Annotated in this window: 18 protein-coding genes and 3 pseudogenes; 10 read left to right on the top strand and 11 right to left on the bottom strand. The window is 62.3% G+C overall.

The genetic code is table 11. The annotated features are described in order from the left end of the window. Window positions 1–18: 18 nt before the first annotated feature. Window positions 19–765, bottom strand: a complete 747-nt coding sequence (locus AB4Y32_RS20360) for an SDR family NAD(P)-dependent oxidoreductase (RefSeq protein ID WP_368723069.1) — start codon at window positions 763–765, stop codon at window positions 19–21. A gap of 343 nt (window positions 766–1108) precedes the next feature. Here AB4Y32_RS20360 and AB4Y32_RS20355 point away from each other — a divergent pair, with 343 nt between their 5' ends. After that, entirely contained in the window at window positions 1109–2071 is a 963-nt protein-coding gene (locus AB4Y32_RS20355) for a universal stress protein (RefSeq protein ID WP_368723068.1), read from the top strand. Window positions 2072–2140: 69 nt separating this feature from the next. Here the strand turns inward: AB4Y32_RS20355 and AB4Y32_RS20350 are convergent, their stop codons facing one another. The 3 genes from AB4Y32_RS20350 to AB4Y32_RS20340 form a co-directional block, all read right to left on the bottom strand. After that, entirely contained in the window at window positions 2141–2605 is a 465-nt protein-coding gene (locus AB4Y32_RS20350; protein WP_368723067.1) for a universal stress protein, read from the bottom strand. Between the two features lie 119 nt (window positions 2606–2724). Continuing rightward, on the bottom strand, window positions 2725–3252 hold the full coding sequence (locus AB4Y32_RS20345) for a flavodoxin family protein (protein WP_368723066.1): 528 nt from the start codon (window positions 3250–3252) through the stop codon (window positions 2725–2727). Window positions 3253–3390: 138 nt separating this feature from the next. After that, the gene (locus AB4Y32_RS20340; protein WP_368723065.1) at window positions 3391–3861 is read right to left on the bottom strand and encodes a universal stress protein; all 471 of its coding nucleotides are present in this window, start codon (window positions 3859–3861) and stop codon (window positions 3391–3393) included. A gap of 276 nt (window positions 3862–4137) precedes the next feature. Between AB4Y32_RS20340 and AB4Y32_RS20335 the strand changes: the two are divergent. The 4 genes and pseudogenes from AB4Y32_RS20335 (at window position 4138) to AB4Y32_RS20320 (ending at window position 6497) form a co-directional block, all read left to right on the top strand. Further along, window positions 4138–4542 (top strand): annotated as a pseudogene (locus AB4Y32_RS20335) (response regulator). Between the two features lie 53 nt (window positions 4543–4595). Next, window positions 4596–5333: a helix-turn-helix domain-containing protein gene (locus AB4Y32_RS20330; protein ID WP_368723064.1), complete on the top strand. Its 738-nt coding sequence runs from the start codon at window positions 4596–4598 to the stop codon at window positions 5331–5333. A gap of 106 nt (window positions 5334–5439) precedes the next feature. Beyond that, window positions 5440–5577 (top strand): hypothetical protein, encoded by a 138-nt coding sequence (locus AB4Y32_RS20325; RefSeq protein WP_368723063.1) that lies wholly within the window; start codon window positions 5440–5442, stop codon window positions 5575–5577. A 272-nt stretch (window positions 5578–5849) separates the two neighbouring features. Continuing rightward, a complete protein-coding gene (locus tag AB4Y32_RS20320; protein WP_368723062.1) occupies window positions 5850–6497 on the top strand; it encodes a hypothetical protein in 648 nt (215 codons plus the stop codon). Window positions 6498–6575: 78 nt separating this feature from the next. Here the strand turns inward: AB4Y32_RS20320 and AB4Y32_RS20315 are convergent, their stop codons facing one another. The 3 genes from AB4Y32_RS20315 to AB4Y32_RS20305 form a co-directional block, all read right to left on the bottom strand. Then, the gene (locus tag AB4Y32_RS20315; protein WP_368723147.1) at window positions 6576–7061 is read right to left on the bottom strand and encodes an aminoacyl-tRNA deacylase; all 486 of its coding nucleotides are present in this window, start codon (window positions 7059–7061) and stop codon (window positions 6576–6578) included. 197 nt (window positions 7062–7258) lie between these two features. After that, entirely contained in the window at window positions 7259–8233 is a 975-nt protein-coding gene (locus AB4Y32_RS20310; protein WP_368723061.1) for a cysteine synthase A, read from the bottom strand. Window positions 8234–8321: 88 nt separating this feature from the next. Beyond that, entirely contained in the window at window positions 8322–9170 is an 849-nt protein-coding gene (locus AB4Y32_RS20305; RefSeq protein WP_368723060.1) for a LysR substrate-binding domain-containing protein, read from the bottom strand. A gap of 117 nt (window positions 9171–9287) precedes the next feature. Here AB4Y32_RS20305 and AB4Y32_RS20300 point away from each other — a divergent pair. From AB4Y32_RS20300 to AB4Y32_RS20290, 3 genes and pseudogenes are all read left to right on the top strand, one after another. Continuing rightward, window positions 9288–9990 (top strand): annotated as a pseudogene (locus tag AB4Y32_RS20300) (haloacid dehalogenase type II). A 41-nt stretch (window positions 9991–10031) separates the two neighbouring features. Next, window positions 10032–10817, top strand: a complete 786-nt coding sequence (locus AB4Y32_RS20295; protein WP_368723059.1) for an aldolase — start codon at window positions 10032–10034, stop codon at window positions 10815–10817. Window positions 10818–10857: 40 nt separating this feature from the next. Beyond that, window positions 10858–11034: pseudogene (locus AB4Y32_RS20290) on the top strand (response regulator transcription factor); the annotation flags it as partial. Between the two features lie 74 nt (window positions 11035–11108). Here AB4Y32_RS20290 and AB4Y32_RS20285 read toward each other — a convergent pair. Then, window positions 11109–11441, bottom strand: coding sequence for a DUF2322 family protein (locus AB4Y32_RS20285; RefSeq protein ID WP_368723058.1), 333 nt, complete (start codon window positions 11439–11441; stop codon window positions 11109–11111). A 281-nt stretch (window positions 11442–11722) separates the two neighbouring features. Between AB4Y32_RS20285 and AB4Y32_RS20280 the strand changes: the two genes are divergently transcribed. Together AB4Y32_RS20280 and AB4Y32_RS20275 are read left to right on the top strand one after the other, a co-directional pair. After that, the gene (locus AB4Y32_RS20280; RefSeq protein WP_368723146.1) at window positions 11723–13513 is read left to right on the top strand and encodes a nitrite/sulfite reductase; all 1791 of its coding nucleotides are present in this window, start codon (window positions 11723–11725) and stop codon (window positions 13511–13513) included. Continuing rightward, window positions 13510–13929: a DUF934 domain-containing protein gene (locus AB4Y32_RS20275; RefSeq protein ID WP_368723057.1), complete on the top strand. Its 420-nt coding sequence runs from the start codon at window positions 13510–13512 to the stop codon at window positions 13927–13929. The genes AB4Y32_RS20280 and AB4Y32_RS20275 overlap by 4 nt, the downstream gene beginning before the upstream one ends. A 132-nt stretch (window positions 13930–14061) precedes the next feature. On the opposite strand, the gene cyoD is transcribed toward AB4Y32_RS20275, so the two are convergent. Genes cyoD through cyoB form a run of 3 tightly spaced genes read right to left on the bottom strand, consistent with a single transcriptional unit; the run spans window position 14062 to window position 17032 of the window. Continuing rightward, entirely contained in the window at window positions 14062–14445 is a 384-nt protein-coding gene (gene cyoD, locus AB4Y32_RS20270; RefSeq protein WP_368723056.1) for a cytochrome o ubiquinol oxidase subunit IV, read from the bottom strand. After that, window positions 14442–15053 carry a cytochrome o ubiquinol oxidase subunit III gene (cyoC, locus tag AB4Y32_RS20265; protein WP_368723055.1) on the bottom strand — a complete coding sequence of 204 codons (612 nt, stop codon included), beginning with the start codon at window positions 15051–15053 and terminating at the stop codon, window positions 14442–14444. The genes cyoD and cyoC overlap by 4 nt, the downstream gene beginning before the upstream one ends. Before the next feature lie 2 nt (window positions 15054–15055). Continuing rightward, window positions 15056–17032, bottom strand: coding sequence for a cytochrome o ubiquinol oxidase subunit I (gene cyoB, locus AB4Y32_RS20260; RefSeq protein ID WP_368723054.1), 1977 nt, complete (start codon window positions 17030–17032; stop codon window positions 15056–15058). Window positions 17033–17035 lie beyond the last annotated feature (3 nt).

Below are 17035 nucleotides of genomic sequence, written 5' to 3'. Positions count from 1 at the left end.
CATGCAGAGCAATCGCGCTCAGCGCATGCCGCCGCTTGCGATCAGATGTTCGCCCGTCAACCAGCGCGAGTCGTCGGACGCAAGGAACACGGCGATCGATGCGATATCGTCCGGCTGGCCCGCACGGCCGAGCGGAGTCTGGCTGAGCGCCATCGCTTCGAAATCCGAGCCGACGATGCCGGCGTCGTGTGTCCCTTCCGTGACGACGAAGCCCGGATTGATCGCGTTGACGCGAATCTTTTTCGGACCCAACTCGCGCGCGAGCACGCCCGTGATCGCGTCGACGGCGCCTTTCGTGCCGCTATACACAGCTGTCTCGGGTGGCGTGATGCTGCTGGCCACCGAACTCACGTTGATGATGCTCGCGCCTTCGCCGAGGTGCTTTACGGCCGCTTGCGTCGTGAGCAGCACACCGAGCACGTTCGTATTGAACTGCTTGTGGAAATGCTCTTCCGTGATCTCTTCGATCGGCGCGAATTTGTAAATGCCTGAATTGTTGACGACGATATCGAGTCGCCCATACGTTTCGATGGCGGCATCGACGATGCCTTGCGCGTCCGCTGCTTTCGACACATCACCGCGAACCGCGACTGCCTTGCCGTTTGCGGCCGTGATGCCGGCGACGACGGCATCGGCGGCCGCCTTGCTGCTTGCGTAATTCACGACCACGGAAGCGCCCTCTGCCGCTAGCGCTTTCGCGATACCCGCTCCGATACCCTTCGAAGCGCCCGTGACCACCGCGACCTTACCTGCGAGCCTGCTCATATCGTCTTCCTTCAAGTTTGTGCGATACATAGGGACAGGACAAACGGGTTTTCATGACCGTCCGCCCCGGCGATGGAGCAAATCTAAACACCTCATCTCCCGCGATAAAGCGGCTCGATACGAATTGACTGGCAGGAATCGCCGAACAATCGTCACAGCAGCGTCGTGAAGAAAAAGTAGAAGGCTTTAGTCGTCACATCAATGGCATGACGGTCGCGCAGCTCAGGTGGGCTCGCGCTTCCTTCACGCCTTCGAACAGCAAGTGCGTCAATCATGATCAACCGGGCAACGCGGATCGGTAGCACAATCGGCCTGTATTGCGTTTGCCATCGCGGAGAGCGCCATGATCGATCCAGTTGCTTCGAACAACCCTGTGCCGGGCCGTGCGTTTCAGCGTGTTCTGTTGGCCGTCGATGGCACCGAGGCGTCCGTGCGCGCCGCCGAGTATGTGAATGCGCTGTTCGCCGGCGAAACGCAAATTGCGCTCGTCTCCGTCGTACAAAATCCGCACACGCTGTTTCCACTCGGCGCAAAGGCCCGGAACGTCCTGGCCGCCGCACGCGACGAACTGCTTCAGGACGCGCGCACCGCGCTCGATGCAATCGAGGCGATGTTTTCAGACGCGCGGCCGGAAACCGAACTCGTCGAGCTATCGAAGCGCAATGGCGATACCGTTCAAGCGCTGCTCGACATCGCGGCGCGCTGGCGAGCGGATCTCGTCGTGATGGGCGCGCGGCATCATCATGGGCTGTTGCGCTGGGTCGAAGGAACGGTGTCGGAGCCCGTCACGCAGCGCACCGGTTGTTCGCTGCTGCTCGTGCCCGAGAACAGTCGAGTGCCGACCAACAGGCGTCCCGGGCGAATCGTCTTCGCGCTGGACGGCAGCGTGCATTCGCTCATCGCATTGCGCATGGGCCTTCAGTTTGCCGTGGAGGATACGGAACTGCGCGCCGTCTACGTACTCGACCGCGCGGTACACCTGTTCGATTTCGCGCCCGTCGACGTGCTCGAAAACGCCTTTCTCGAAGAGGGGCGCACAGTGCTGGAACTGGCCACGCGCATTTTCGCTGAACATCGATGGTCGGCCAAAACGGCCTTGATCGAGACGAACCGCGCCAACGACGATGTGCCGCACGCGATCGTGCGCGATGCGCAGCGCTGGAACGCCGATCTGCTCGTCGTCGGCACGCATGGACGGCGTGGCCTCGCGCGCTGGTTCATGGGCAGCGTCGCGGCGCGTACGCTGCGGCTCGCCGATACGCCCGTTCTGCTCGCCCGCGCGCCCGAGGTGGAACAGGCGCCATAAGTCGGAAACGCGCTGGCTGACGAAGCTTCGGCAATCAGGCTCGCGCGATCATATCCATCGAGAGGGCTTTCACGCTTCAGCTTCTTCTTCGCTGCCGCGAACGAGCAGCACGGGACACCGCGAAAACCGCACGAATCGTTCGGCGACGCTGCCCAGCACGATCCGCTTGACGCCCCTGCGGCCATGCGTCCCGAGCACGACGAGATCGGCGCCGATACGCTCGGCGCAATGTTGCAGCGTCTGTGAGACGTCGTCGCTCAGACGTTCCGTCTCGACGAGTTCGACCGCACAATCCACATCCGACTGCTTGCACGCTGCTTTGGCGCCTTCGAGCGCAGTGGCGCCGTCCTTGCGCAACCCCTCCGTCAACACGACGGGATCGTAATAGCCGGCGTAACTGAAGAGCGGCGTCGTATCGACGACATAGACGGCATGCACGGTGCCATGCGTCAGCGCCGCCATTTTCACCGCCTCCTGCAGCGCCTGTTTCGATGTGTGGCTGCCGTCTACGGCAACCAGAATCTTCTTGTACATGGTGAATCTCCTTGATGTGCTCGTGGACGTTGAAACGAAACTGCCTGTTGATTAAACGTGACGCGACCCACCGCTCCGATCGCTCATTCAGCGCGCTCCCCTGCTTCCCTATGCGCGCCCTAAGCCATCCATTCGGCCTCGTGCAGTTTCGCCAGCTTGTGCCTGATCTTGAGCCCGAACGCTTGCCGTATCGTGCCGTCGATGCGCCGCTGCAAATCGCGAGCCGTGATCGCGCAAGTGGCCAGCGGTGATTTGCCCGCTGCCTTCGCCATCTGCTCCAGCGCGGACTCACTGCCGCTCCCGCCCAGCGAGCAGAACAGCGCGAGATGCCGGATCGCCGCGCCATGTTGCTTCAGCCACGCGAGCGCGGGCGCGCAAGCATGGCTCGCCCACACGGGAGAGCCGACAATGACGGCATCGTATGCAGACAGATCGCGTATGCGCGGCATCACCTTGACCTGCCGGTGGCACAGCACATCGATCAGCGAGCGCACATAGCCGCGCGCCCCCGCACGCGCCGCAAGTCCGCCCGGCTCGCGTATCGCTTCGACGTCGGCGCCCAACTCGGATGCAAGCGACTCCGCGATGCGCTGCGTCGTGCCGCTGCGCGAGTAATACACCACGAGGATTCTGCTTTGCGCGGACATGGCGGGTTCTCCGTTCAGGCGCATTCCAAGGCGCCATCTGCATTCAGCTTAAGCGCCTTGCCCGATGCATTCGTGATCCAGATCAATCGCGTACGCGCAGTGTCACCGCGCTTCGCGGCCCGCGCCAAGCCGCCCGCTTCAGGCCTCAGACGGCGAATGCCCGGAAGAATCGTGGCGCACGATCAGCACGGGTATGTCCGTCGACCGGACCAGCGATTCCGCCACGCTGCCGAGCAGAAAACGCTGCACGCCGCGCCGCCCGTGCGTGCCCATCACGATGAGATCGGCTTCGTATTCGTCCGCGACCCGCGCGAGCACGGCGGACACGTTTTCCGCATACGCGTCGATCGCCCGCACGCTGCCGCGCACGCCCGCTTCCTCGAACATCCGCTCCGCTACGGCGAGCGCAGCGGTAGCCGCGTCGTTCGCGAGTCCGGCAGGTCCGGGCTCGGCATTGAGCGGATTCGCTTCAGCGGGCCATTTGCCGCGATCCAGCACGCACAGCGCCTCGATCGTGCCGCCCGACAGTTGCGCGAGCTTCACGGCTTCGCCGAGCGCGCGTTGTGCGCTCGGACTGCCGTCGATCGCAACCAGTATCCGTTGATACATGATGAATCTCCCCGAAATGCGCACGCCTTTGCCCGACATGGGCAATGTCGCCCACGTGCGACGACAGTGTCCTTCGGCGACCGAATTCCCGATTGATACAGGTCAACGCCATCCAGACCAGCATACGCTCATCGAGACGGCATGGACTCGCGGGTTAGAGGCGCGAGCACGTCATCCGGCTTGTATGAGTTTTCCTATAATGCCTGCCGAACCTCCTGGGTGCGGTTAAAGCGCCGCCGATACTTATTTGGGATACATCCGTCGATACTGGTCGCCATGGATGCCGCCACATCAACTACCGTATCGAAGGTCTATCTCGTCGACGACGCGATCGAGGTCAGGCGACGCCTGGCGCGCCTGCTCGGCGCGATTGCCGGTGTCGAGATCGCGGGCGAAGGCGAAGATGCGGACGAAGCGCTGGAACGCATCCTGGAGTCGCACCCGGATGTCGTCGTGATGGACGTGCGCCTCGCCGGGGGAAGCAGCCTCGTGCTCATCTGAGCGCTCTCCCGCGCTCGACCCGCCATCATCAAGATCGTTTTGACGAACCACACTGCGCGCGCATTTCGCGATGCGTGCGCGGCGGCAGGCGCTGACTTCTTCTTCGACAAGACAGCCGAATTCGATGCAGCCTGCCGCGCCATTCAGGCCATCGCACAGTCGCGCCGCGCGCGCTCGTGAATGAACAGGAGTTGAGCATCCTTGCCGCACCCGCTCGAGTATCCGACCACCCGATGACGCGCGCCCCCAAAGTCGTGCTGATCCGGCCTGTGCAGCCGGCGCCAGTGCGCGCGACCCGCTGCTCCGCCTGTTCGACGCGGACCATCTGCATGCCGCCCGGGTTGACCGTCGACGATCTGGCCAAACTCGATTCGATCATCTGCTCGACGCGTTCCGTCAAGCGCGGCGAGACGCTCTACCGCTCCGGCTATGCGTTCCAGAGCATCTACGCGGTGCGCGCCGGCTCGTTCAAGACGGTGGTCATGCATCGCGATGGGCGCGAGCATGTGACGGGCTTCCAGATCGCGGGCGAGTCCCTGGGCCTCGACGGCGTCTGCGCGGGTCATCACAACTGGGATGCGATCGCACTCGAAGATAGCGTCGTCTGCATCATTCCGTTCGCGCAACTCGAAGCGCTCTGCCGCGAGATGAAGTCGATGCAGCATCACATCTATCAGATGATGAGCGGCGAGATCGTCCGCGAATCGAGTCAGATGATGCTGCTCGGCACCATGACGGCCGAGCAGCGCGTCGCGACGTTCCTCCTCAATCTGTCGCTTCGCTTCAAGGCGCGCGGATTCCTGGATGCCGAATTTCATCTGCGCATGACGCGCGAAGAAATCGGCTGCTATCTCGGGATGAAGCTCGAAACCGTGAGCCGCATGTTCTCGAAGTTCCAGCGTGAGTGGCTCGTCCACGCGAACGGCAAGACGATTCGCATCGTCGATGCCGAAGCGCTGGCGCGGGTCTGACGGTCACGCCCGGTCCTGTGCATCGCTGACGCTCGCGGCGGCGTCCTCTCGCCGCTTTGATTGCCCTGGCGCGCACCAGCATGGCTCGACTGTCGAGGACACGGCCATGTCGAACACGCAGTGCGGACTCCATCCATTCTTCCTTCCGCGCCCGACGCCGCGCAATGCCGCGCACGTGCCGCATTTCCCGCTCACACTCGCCTCGCTTTCTTCATCCGATTATCTGAAGCGCTATGTGTGCTAAAGCGCATCTCGGGCGGGCGAATGCTGGCAACTTCAATCACATCATGCTGACCGTCTGGATGAAGCCAGGCAAGCCCTATGAGGCGCCTGGTGGAAGCCCTGATAGTGCGCAACTACGAGGGCGCGGCATGAAGCGTTTCGGGATGTTTCCGCAGGGAGGCGGATCGCGATCGGGGAGCATAACGGGACATTGGCATTGACTTGCGTTTGCCGTGTACGACCACAGGCGAGGTAACAACCATGAGAATCAGGACATTGCTGGGGTCCGCGGCCTTGACCGCGACCCTGGTCCCGGCCCTGCTGTCCGCTACAGCGTGGGCCGATGGACCGAAATCGGCCTATGACAATGGGGGCGTCAGCAATGCATCGCTCGATCCGGGCGAAGAGCAGATGACCTCCGATGACGAAAACAAGGCGCGCCTCAAGGATCTGAGCGACGCCTATCACAACGGCTACAACGCCCGCGCGAAGGAGGACGCCGAGACGTATGCGTCGCTGAAGGAACAGCTGAAGCAAACGTCGAAAGCCTCGGTGCAGCAGCCTCCGCCGTTGCCGCCCGGCGCGCCCGGCGACGACGCCGCCCAGGTGAGGCGCGTCAGTCAGCCGCGCGTGGCGCAGCAGGTGCTGCAAACCCAGCCGGCGTATGACGACGAAGCAGCGCCCGTGCAGTACGCGCCCGCGCCACGGCCGCGCTATCGGCCCGCGCCCATGTACGCCCAGGCGCCCGCCTACGACGAACCTGCCGAAGAGCCCGGCACCGTCGTCTTTCAGCCTTATCAGCCGCCCCCGCCCGTGCAGTACGTACCCGTGTATCAGCCCGTCTATGTGAGTCCGCCTGTCGTGCAGCAGGTCGTGCCCGCACAGTACGCGGCTACGTGGCCCGTTTATCGGCCGCGCTATTACGGGTATGGCTGGCGATGAAAAGATAACGCCGGGCAGCGGCTGGCCGCATCGCCAGCCGCGTCCGGCGGACGGACATCTGCCCCGAGGGGCTTGCACTCACACGGTCATCCCGTGCATCCGGCGTCCGAAATGCGCGCGCTCCGCGCTGTCCATTAGCGCGAGGAACTGCTCGGCGTCCATGTGCACCAGTTCCTCATGATTGCCCGCCTCGAAGTAGACGTCCGGCTGACGTGCCAGGCTTTCGTCGAGATAGGTTTTCATGCCATAGGCGGCGCATATGGGCGGCAGCGCGCCGTATTCGCAGTCCTTGAACAGTTCACGCAGATCGATTTCTTTGGCGAGCGAAAGGCGGCGCCCCGTTTTCGACCAAAGCTCGGATAGCCTCACCGCATAGGTCGACGGCAGCACGGCGGCGATATAGCCTTGCTCGTCTTCAAACAGCACGGTCTTCGCAAGACGATCGCCGGGAATGTGGGCGGCCGCCGCCGTTTCCATGCTGGAATGGCTGTACGGATGGCGCAGGAGTTCATACCGGGAGCCCTTGTTGCGCAGGCAGTCCTCGAGCGTTGCAGACATTGACATGGCGCACCTCCTTTCGAACACACGGAGAGAGAAAATAGTTCGGCTGCATCCCTTCAGGATAGTTCGCTCGCGGGTGAAAAGCAGGTTGGCGTCGTTAGCATGATGCGGGGCTGCATGCCCTGCGCCAGCCGATACCGGCAACGCATTGCATTGCATCGCGTCGCGGTGCGTTGCGTCCTCTCGGAGCGCCGAGGCGCTCAACCCGGCGTCAGCCCCTTTTCCTTCAACCATTCGAGATTGAACAGCCGGCTGCGATACAGCTCACCGCGGTCGCACAGCAGCGTCACGATCGTATGACCCGGCCCCATCTGCCGCGCGAGCGACACGGCCGCCGCAACGTTGATGCCCGTCGATCCGCCGACATACAGCCCTTCCTCGCGCAGCAACCGGTACACGATCGTCACGCATGCCTGATCGTCGATGCGGCAGGCGTCGTCGATTGCCGTGCCTTCGAGGTTCGCCGTGACGCGCGAGGAGCCGATGCCTTCGGTGATCGAGTTGCCTTCCACCTTGATTTCCCCCGTCTTCACGAAGCTGTAGAGCCCGCTGCCATGCGGATCGGCGAGCACGATCCGCACGCCGGGGCTCTTTTCTTTCAGGAAGCGGCTCACGCCGGCGAGCGTTCCGCCCGTGCCCGTCGAGCACACGAACGCATCGACCTTGCCCGCCGTATCGCGCCAGATTTCCGGGCCCGTCGTCTCGTAGTGCGCCTGCCGGTTCACGACGTTGTCGAACTGGTTGGCCCAGATCGCGTTGTCCATTTCCTGCGCGAGACGTCCGGCGATCTTCTGATAGTTGTTCGGGTCTTTGTACGGCGCAGCGGGCACGGGCCGCACCCCCGCACCGAGAACGCGCAAAAGCTCCATTTTCGCGGGCGATTGCGTATCGGGAATCACAATCACGCAGCGATAGCCACGCGCCGCGCAGATATGCGCGAGGCCGATACCCGTATTGCCCGCCGTCCCTTCGACGACCGTGCCGCCGGGCTTGAGCGCGCCGCGCCGCTCGGCGTCCTGAATGATGTAGAGCGCAGCGCGGTCTTTCACGGAACCGCCCGGATTGAGAAATTCGGCCTTGCCGAGAATTTCGCAGCCGGTCTCCTTGCTGAGCGCTGCGAGCCTGATGAGCGGCGTATTGCCGATGCATCCGACGAAACCTTGCAGTACAGCCATGAGCGTCCCCTTTCGAATCGTCGGCAGCGTGACCTGCCATACGGAAAGAATAGGCGAAGGGTTCGCAAGGTCGTTTCGCCGCAAGCGGCTAGATCGTCACCGCTTCGCGCAGGAAATCCACCAACGCGGACTGCGTAGCATTCATCGTGCCGCCCGCGCCGATCAATGCAAGCTCCGTCGGCGGCAGACGCGGCAAGTCGAAGCACACACTGTGCTCGGAAAGAACGGCTGTCGTCGGCAGCACGGTAACGCCCAGGCCGGAGGCCACCGCCGCCTGAATGCCCGTCAGGCTGTGACTGCCGAACGCCACGCGCCAGCTGCGCTGCGCCTGGTCGAGGCAGCGGATCGCGCGCAGCCGATAGACGCAGCCTTGCGGAAAGAGCGCGAGCGGAATCGGCTCGCCGCCCTCGTCGGGCACTTCGACCTCGCGGCCGCGCACCCATACGAGCGACTCGGGCCATGACGCAAGGCACTGACCGCTTCCCGGCTCGCGCTTGACGAGCGCAATTTCGATCTCGCCGCTCGACAGCTTGCGATGCAAATCAGCGCTCATGCCCGCGACCGTTTCGAGCCGCGCTTCCGGCCTTTCCCTGACGAAGCCTGAAAGAATCGACGCCATACGCTTCGCGTCGAAATCTTCCGGCACGCCGATTCGGATCGGCGTGCGCCATGCATCGCTCGCGAGCGCGTCCTGTGCTTCCTGCGACAGCGCGATCAGACGCCGCGCGTATTGCGCAAGCAGTTCGCCGTGTTCCGTCGCCGTCACCTGGTTGCCCGTGCGGTCTCTAAGAAGCAGCGTGCGGCCCACCAATTCTTCGAGACGCCGCACCTGCTGGCTGACGGTCGATTGCGTGCGATGCACGCGATCGCCGGCCCGCGTGAAGCTGCCCTCGTCGACGACGCACACGAGCGTGTTCAACAGATCGAGATCGAGCATGGCTGGCACCCCATATTTATGTTTCCACTGACGGTGACATTTTAATTTAATTTCCCAATAACCGTCGCGCGACTTAGCCTGTTGTTCATCTATAACGCCTCAGCAAAGGAACGAACCATGTCGATCGACAATACACCTCGCCCCGCGTGGCTGACCTTCGACTGCTACGGCACGCTGATTCAATGGGAAAGGCTTGCAGGCCGCCGTCGCCGCGATACTCGCCAGCAAGGGCGCGTCGGCGATCGATCCGCGCGCACTGATCGCCGTCTATGACAGGCACGAGCATGCGCTCGAACAGACGCCGCCTCATCGCAACTTTCGCGAAGTCGCGGGAGAAGCACTGCGTATCGCGCTCGGCGAATTCAAGCTGCGCGTGGACGATAACGATATCCGCACGCTCACCGACCACATCTCCGCGATGCCGCCGTTTCCCGAAGTGGTCGAGTCGTTGCGCGCGTTGAAGGAAAAGGGCTATCGTCTGTGCATCGTGTCGAATACCGACGATGACGTGATCGCCGGCAACATCGCGCAACTCGGCGGCCATATCGACCGTGTGATCACTGCGCAGCAAGCGGGTGCGTACAAGCCGGACCGCCGGCTTTTCGACTATGCTCACGAACAGCTCGGCGTATCGCGCGACGACGTGGTGCACATCTGCGCAAGCCCGCATCTGGATCATGCGGCCGCGCGCGATATCGGCTTTCGATGTGTGTGGATCGATCGCGGCACGGGGCGCAAGCTCTTGCCCGACTACACGCCCGACGCGACAGTGCCGACGCTCGACCGTGTGCCGCCGCTCTTTTCATCGCTTGGCTGGTGAATATCGGCTGGTGAACTTCAAAGGCAAGAGGATCGTTCTTCATGGCTCATACGCTCAACGTCAGGACCACGGCTGTCTCGCGCCGCACGACGCTCGACTCGGACGCCGTGCGCGCCGCTCGCGTCGAACTCGCGGCCTGCTTTCAGCTGGCTGCGCAATACGGCTTCGAAGAAGGGGTGTGCAATCACTTTTCGGCTGTCGTGCCGGGGCACGAAGATCTTTTCTTCGTCAATCCGTATGGCTTTGCGTTTTCGGAGATCACGGCGTCACGGCTCTTGATCTGCGATTTCGATGGCAACGTGATCGACGGCGACGGCCAGCCCGAAGCGACTGCCTTTTATATCCACGCGCGCCTGCATCGCGCGATGCCGCGCGTGAAGGCCGCATTTCACACGCATATGCCGAACGCGACCGCGCTGTGCCTGATCGAAGGTCCGCCGCTATTGTGGCTCGGACAGACCGCGCTGAAGTTCTATGGCCGCACCGCCGTCGACGAGCACTACAACGGCCTCGCGCTCGACAATTCGGAAGGCGATCGCATCGCTAACGCAATGGGCGACGCGGACATCGTCTTCCTGAAGAATCACGGCGTGATGGTCGCGGGCGCGAGCATCGCCGAAGCGTGGGACGATCTGTACTATCTGGAACGAGCCGCCGAAGTGCAGCTCAAGGCAATGCAAAGCAACCGCCCGCTCAAGTCCGTGCCGCACGACGTCGCGCAACGCACCTATGAACAGATGAGGCTGGGCGACAAGGAAAGCGCGCGTGCACATCTGGACAGCGGAATGCGTCGCTTGCGCGAGGCGGGGAATCCGTTCGACAGGTAACAGCTGATGTCCCGCGACGGCTTTGTTCACGCCAGTGAAGCGTGAAGTCGACGTGTTGCGCGAAATCTCGCGCGGCGCGAGCAACAAGGAAGCGGCGCGCGATCTCGCGTTGAGTCCGAGCACGGTCTGCACGCATGTCGAGAGCGTCTTTCGCAAACTGGAGTGCTCGACGCGTGCAGCAGCGACGCTCAAGGCGTTGGCGCTCGGACTGATCTGACGCGTTCGGCCTTTCAGTTCAAACGGAACCGCAATCCGCCGACGCGCGTCCGTGCTCCTTCACACCGCTAACGCTTACGCCGCCGCGATAACGTCGATACGCAGCGCTTCGCCACCCGCCGCGATGTCCAGCAGACGATCGACATTCGGGTGCGCGCCAGGGCGATTGCGCGCGTCGGCCGTATGCTCGGCGAACACGGCGAGGCCGTGTTCCACAGCCGTCGCATCGAGCGTGCCGAAAGCCTGCCGCAGATAATGATAGACCGCCAACGAGCCCTGCTTGCCCGGCTTGTTCTCGATGCTTGCCACGATGGTGCCCTTGCCGTCGACCAGATCGATGCGCTCGATGCCGTCGATGCCCGGCAATTGCGCGAGGTTGTCCTTGAATGCATTGCTCGGTTGAATCACTGAATACGCTCCGTTGGTTCGGGAAATAACGAGTGGGCCCGCATTTTATCCGATCGCTTTTATTCGATCGTTTCGATCGCTTCGATTGCGATTCGTCTGCGGGAAAAGTCATGACGTCGCGCGCGCATCGTCTTTCTCATCTGCTGCTATCGATTTCGCGTCATCTGCGTCTTGCCCGCCACGGCATCGGCCAGTAGATTCGAAAACACATTTCACATTGGGACAGAAGTGTTCGGCTTCGCCGGACACGGCGCGTGAAGCGCATGTCCTCGACATCAGCCATGTATCAGTACAACGAGTTTGATAAAGCTTTCCTGCTGAATCGCGCCGCGCAGTTCCGCGATCAGATCGAACGCTGGCAGGACGGCCGATTGAGTGAAGACGCATTCCGTCCGTTGCGCCTGCAAAACGGCTGGTACGTGCAGCGGCACGCGCCGATGCTGCGCGTGGCCGTTCCTTATGGCGAGCTGTCGAGCGCCCAGCTTCGCGTGCTCTCGCGTGTCGCGCGCGAATACGACGCGCCTGAAGAGGACGTCTACCGGCGCGCGCTCGACACACAGCGCAAGCTCGGCACGGTTCGTCTTCCAACGCATCACGCGCACTTCACGACGCGCACCAACGTACAGTTCAACTGGATTCCGCTCGCAAAGGCGGCCGATGTGATGGACCTGCTTGCAACCGTCAACATGCACGGCATCCAGACGAGCGGCAACTGCATCCGCAACATCTCCTGCGATGAACGCGCCGGCGTCGCGCCCGATGAAATCGCGGACCCGCGCCCCTTCGCGGAGATCATGCGTCAGTGGACGACGCTGCACCCCGAGTTCGCCTTTCTGCCGCGCAAGTTCAAGATTGCGATTACGGGCGCAAGCGACGATCGCGCGGCGACGGACTGGCATGACGTCGGATTGCGCCTTCGCTACGACGAGCACGGCGAACTCGGCTTTCGCGTGACGGTGGGCGGCGGCATGGGACGCACGCCCGTCATCGGCACGGTGCTCCGCGAGTTCTTGCCGTGGCAGCACATCATGAATTACATCGAGGCCGTCGTGCGCGTCTATAACCAGTACGGACGCCGCGACAACAAGTACAAGGCGCGCATCAAGATTCTCGTGAAGGCGGAAGGCCAGAAGTACGTCGACGAAGTGGAAGAAGAATTCCGCCAGATCGTCGAGCATGACGGCGGACCGCATACGATTCCTCAAGAAGAACTGGAGCGCGTCAGTGCGTATTTCGTGCCGCCTTCCGTTTCCGCGCCCCATGAGAAGTCGGACGCAAATGCGCGCGAGCAACTGCACGATACCGCCCGGCAGAATCCGCAATTTGCGCGCTGGCTGGAGCGCAATGTCGCGCTTCACAAAGATCCGTCGCTGCGGATCGTCACGTTGTCGTTCAAGCGTCTGCTTCAGGCACCGGGCGACGCATCGGCCGATCAGCTCGATCGCGTCGCGGACCTCGTCGATCAGTATTCGGCGGGTGAGGCGCGCGTGACCCACACGCAGAACATCGTGCTCCCGTGGGTTCATGAAAACGATCTGCTCGCGTTGTGGAAAGCCGCACTCAGCGTGGGTCTCGCGAGCGCGAACGTGCATCTGCTGACCGACATGATCGCGTGCCCCGGCGGCGACTTCTGCGCGCTTGCCAACGCGCGCTCGCTGCCCATCGCAGCGGCGATCACGGAGCGTTACCAGGACCTCGACGAACTCGAAGACATCGGCGAAGTCGATCTGCACATCAGCGGCTGCATCAATTCGTGTGGGCATCACCACAGCGGACATATCGGCATACTCGGCGTGGACAAGGATGGCGCCGAGTGGTACCAGGTCACGCTGGGCGGGTCCGATGGATCGCACGCAAGCGGCGATGCGCAGCCGGGCAAGGTGATCGGCCCGTCGTTTTCGGCGCATGAAGTGCCCGACGTGATCGAAGCGGTGCTGCGAACCTATGTCGAGCACAGACGCGCAAACGGCCCGCGCGGTGAGACCTTCATCGAAACCGTGCGGCGCGTGGGCCTCGATCCGTTCAAGGCCGCAGCGCATGCGGCGCGCACACCGATGGAGCTTCCGGCATGAACGGCACCGCACGCATCCGGCTTCTCGACGCAGCGGCGCATCTCGCGGACGCCGTCGATCGCATCGTCGCGCTCGATAACGACGCCGATCCGCTCGATCATCGCGACGCAATCGCGCAAGCGCAACGCGTCGAACTTCACTTCCCGAGCTTCACGGACGGCAGAGCCTTTAGCCAGGCGTATCTGATACGGCGGCGGCTAGGCTTCACGGGCGACCTGCGCGCAACGGGCGAGGTCCTCGCGGATCAGCTGATACAGATGGAGCGAACGGGTTTCTCAACCGCAGTACTCGGGGAAGGCGTCGATTCAAGCGACGCGCAACGGCAACTCGATCGCTTTGCGTCTTTTTATCAGGGCGATGTGGTTCGCGATGCGCCGTTTCGGCGTCACGAGCAGGAAGTGAAAGCGGACGGCTGAATACCCACTGCGCGCCAGTCCGTGAATATAAATTGCCGCGATGCGCATCGACGCATTGCGGCAATTTTCTATTGCTTCGGCTTCATATGCCGGGCCGACGCAACTCATCGGCCCGGCATGTTTCGCCATACGTCAGTCACGCGCGAGCGCACGCTCGATCGTGATCTGCGTCGGCATCATGTTGACGTTCGCGTTGTGAATGACCCACAGCGAACCCGCGACGATAATGACGATCGCCAACGCGGTACAGCCGAATATCGCCGTATTCGCGCGCTGATCGGCGGCTGAACCGAGGTGCAGAAAGTACTTCAACTGCACGACGAGTTGCACGACGCACAGCACGACCACGGCCGTCAGCCCCATCGACTTCGGAACGGCATGCGTCATGACGATGCCAAACGACGCAAAGGTCAGCACGAGCGACAGCAGCATGCCGACGACATAGCTCTTCACGCTTCCGTGTGACGCATGATGAACGCGCGCGTGCGCAACGTTCGAATGAGATGATTTGCTCATAGAAATTCACGCAGATAAACAAGGCTGAACACGCAGATCCATACGAGATCGAGGAAGTGCCAGAAGAGACTCAGGCACGCAATGCGCCGCCGCGTCACCGGCGTGAGCCCGAAGCGGCTGATCTGATGCATCATCACGACGATCCACAGCAGACCGCTCGTCACGTGCAATCCATGCGTGCCGACGAGTACGAAGTAGCTCGACAGGAACGCGCTCGTCGAAGGGCCTGCGCCGTCGCTCACCAGCTTGGCGAACTCGTACACCTCCATGCAGATGAACGCCGCGCCGAGCACGAACGTCACGGCAAGCCAGCGAATCACCTTGCCGCGCTGGTTCGCGTGCGCGCTCAACATGCCCATGCCGAACGTGAAACTGCTGGCGAGCAGCAGCAAGGTCTCGCCTAGCACGTAACGCAATTCGAACAACTGCCTGCCCGAAGGCCCGCCCGCCGTTGCATTGGCAAGCACGCCGAAGGTTGCGAACAGCGTCGCGAAGATGAGGCAGTCGCTCATCAGGTAAATCCAGAACCCGAGCGTGGTGCGGGTTCCGTCGTCGTGGCCGTGACTGTCGTGATGGTCGCGGGCCCGATAGGTTGAAACACTGGTCATGGTCAGGCAGCCTCGGCAAGTTTCTCGAATCGCTCGTTCTCGATCCGCGCCACTTCCGCAGCGGGAACATAGTAGTCGACGTCCTGATCGTAGGTGCGCGCGATGAAGGTCGCGATCATGCCGATCAGCCCGACGATCGCGAATACCCACATGTGCCACACCATCGCAAAGCAGAACAGCATGCTGAACGCGGAGATGATGACGCCCGCCGCCGTGTTGCGCGGCATATGAATGTCTTCGTATTTCGCGGGCCTTGCATGGGCACGTCCCGACTTCTTGTTGTCCCAATGCTGTTCGAGCGACGTGATAATGGGAACGATCGCGAAGTTATAGAACGGCGCGGGCGACGACGTCGACCATTCGAGGCTGCGGCCGTCCCACGGATCGCCCGTGAGGTCGCGGTTCTGCTCGCGGTTGCGGATGCTCACGGCGAACTGGATCAGCAATGCCAGAATGCCCATGCCGACGATCACCGCGCCGACGAGTGCGACGATCAACCAGGGGTGCCACTCGGGAACTGAGTAGTGGTTCATCCGGCGCGTCATGCCTTCGAAGCCGAGGATGTACAGCGGCGTGAACGCGAGCCAGTAGCCGACGAGCCAGCACCAGAACGCGACCTTGCCCCAGAACTCGTCGAGCGTGAAGCCGAATACTTTGGGGAACCAGTAGCTGATGCCCGCGAGACAGCCGAACACGACACCGCCGATTATCACGTTGTGAAAGTGCGCGACGAGAAACAGGCTGTTATGCAGCACGAAGTCCGCGCCGGGCACGGCAAGCAGCACGCCTGTCATGCCGCCCACCGCGAACGTGACCATGAAGCCTATCGTCCACAACGTCGACGAGTGATAGCGAATGCGGCCGCGATACATCGTGAAGAGCCAGTTGAACAGCTTCACGCCCGTCGGGCTCGAAATGATCGACGTCATGATCCCAAAGAACGCATTGACGTTCGCGCCCGATCCCATCGTGAAGAAGTGGTGCAGCCACACGAAGAACGACAGAATGCCGATCGACGACGTCGCATACACCATCGACTTGTAGCCGAACAGCGGCTTGCCGGAGAACGTCGCGATGATCTCCGAGAACGCGCCGAATGCCGGCAGGATCAGGATGTACACCTCGGGGTGGCCCCATACCCAGATGAGGTTGATGTACATCATCGCGTTGCCGCCGTGCTCGTTCGTGAAGAAGTGCATGTCGAGATAGCGGTCGGCCGTGAGCAGCGCGAGCGTGCCCGTGAGCACGGGGAACACGGCGACGATCAGGATGTTCGTGATCAACGCGGTCCAGCAGAAGACGGGCATCTTCATCAGGTTCAGGCCCGGCGCGCGCATGCGCAGAATCGTCACGATGAAGTTGATGCCGCTCAGTGTCGTGCCTAAGCCGGAGACCTGTAGCGACCATATGTAATAGTCGACGCCCGCTGTTGGGCTGTATCCAAGCTCCGATAACGGCGGATAGGCGACCCAGCCCGTTGCCGCAAAATCGCCGACGAACATCGAGATCATCACGAGCAGCGCGCCGACGACGGACAGCCAGAAGCTCAGCGAATTGACGAACGGATACGCGACATCGCGCGCGCCGAGTTGCAGCGGCACGACGACATTCATCAGGCCGAGAATCAGCGGCGTCGCCACGAAGAAGATCATGATCACGCCGTGCGCGGTGAAGATCTGATCGTAGTGATGCGGCGGCAGATAGCCTGCGGCGTCGTTGAATGCGATCGCCTGCTGCGCGCGCATCATGATCGCGTCGGCGAAACCGCGCAGCAGCATCACGAGCGCGAGAATGATGTACATCACGCCGATCCGCTTGTGATCGACCGACGTTATCCATTCCTTCCACAGGTACGTCCACTTGCCGGCGTACGTGAGGGCGCCGAGCAACGCGAGCCCCAGCACTATCACGACACCGAGCGTGCCCATGATGATGGGCTCGTGATACGGAATCGCATCGAGCGTAAGTTTTCCAAACATATG

Source organism: Paraburkholderia phymatum, from assembly GCF_040965635.1.
Taxonomy (GTDB): Bacteria; Pseudomonadota; Gammaproteobacteria; order Burkholderiales; family Burkholderiaceae; genus Paraburkholderia; species Paraburkholderia phymatum_B.
Note: the sequence above shows the minus strand (reverse complement) of the source record. Positions and strands in the feature narration are given on the sequence as shown.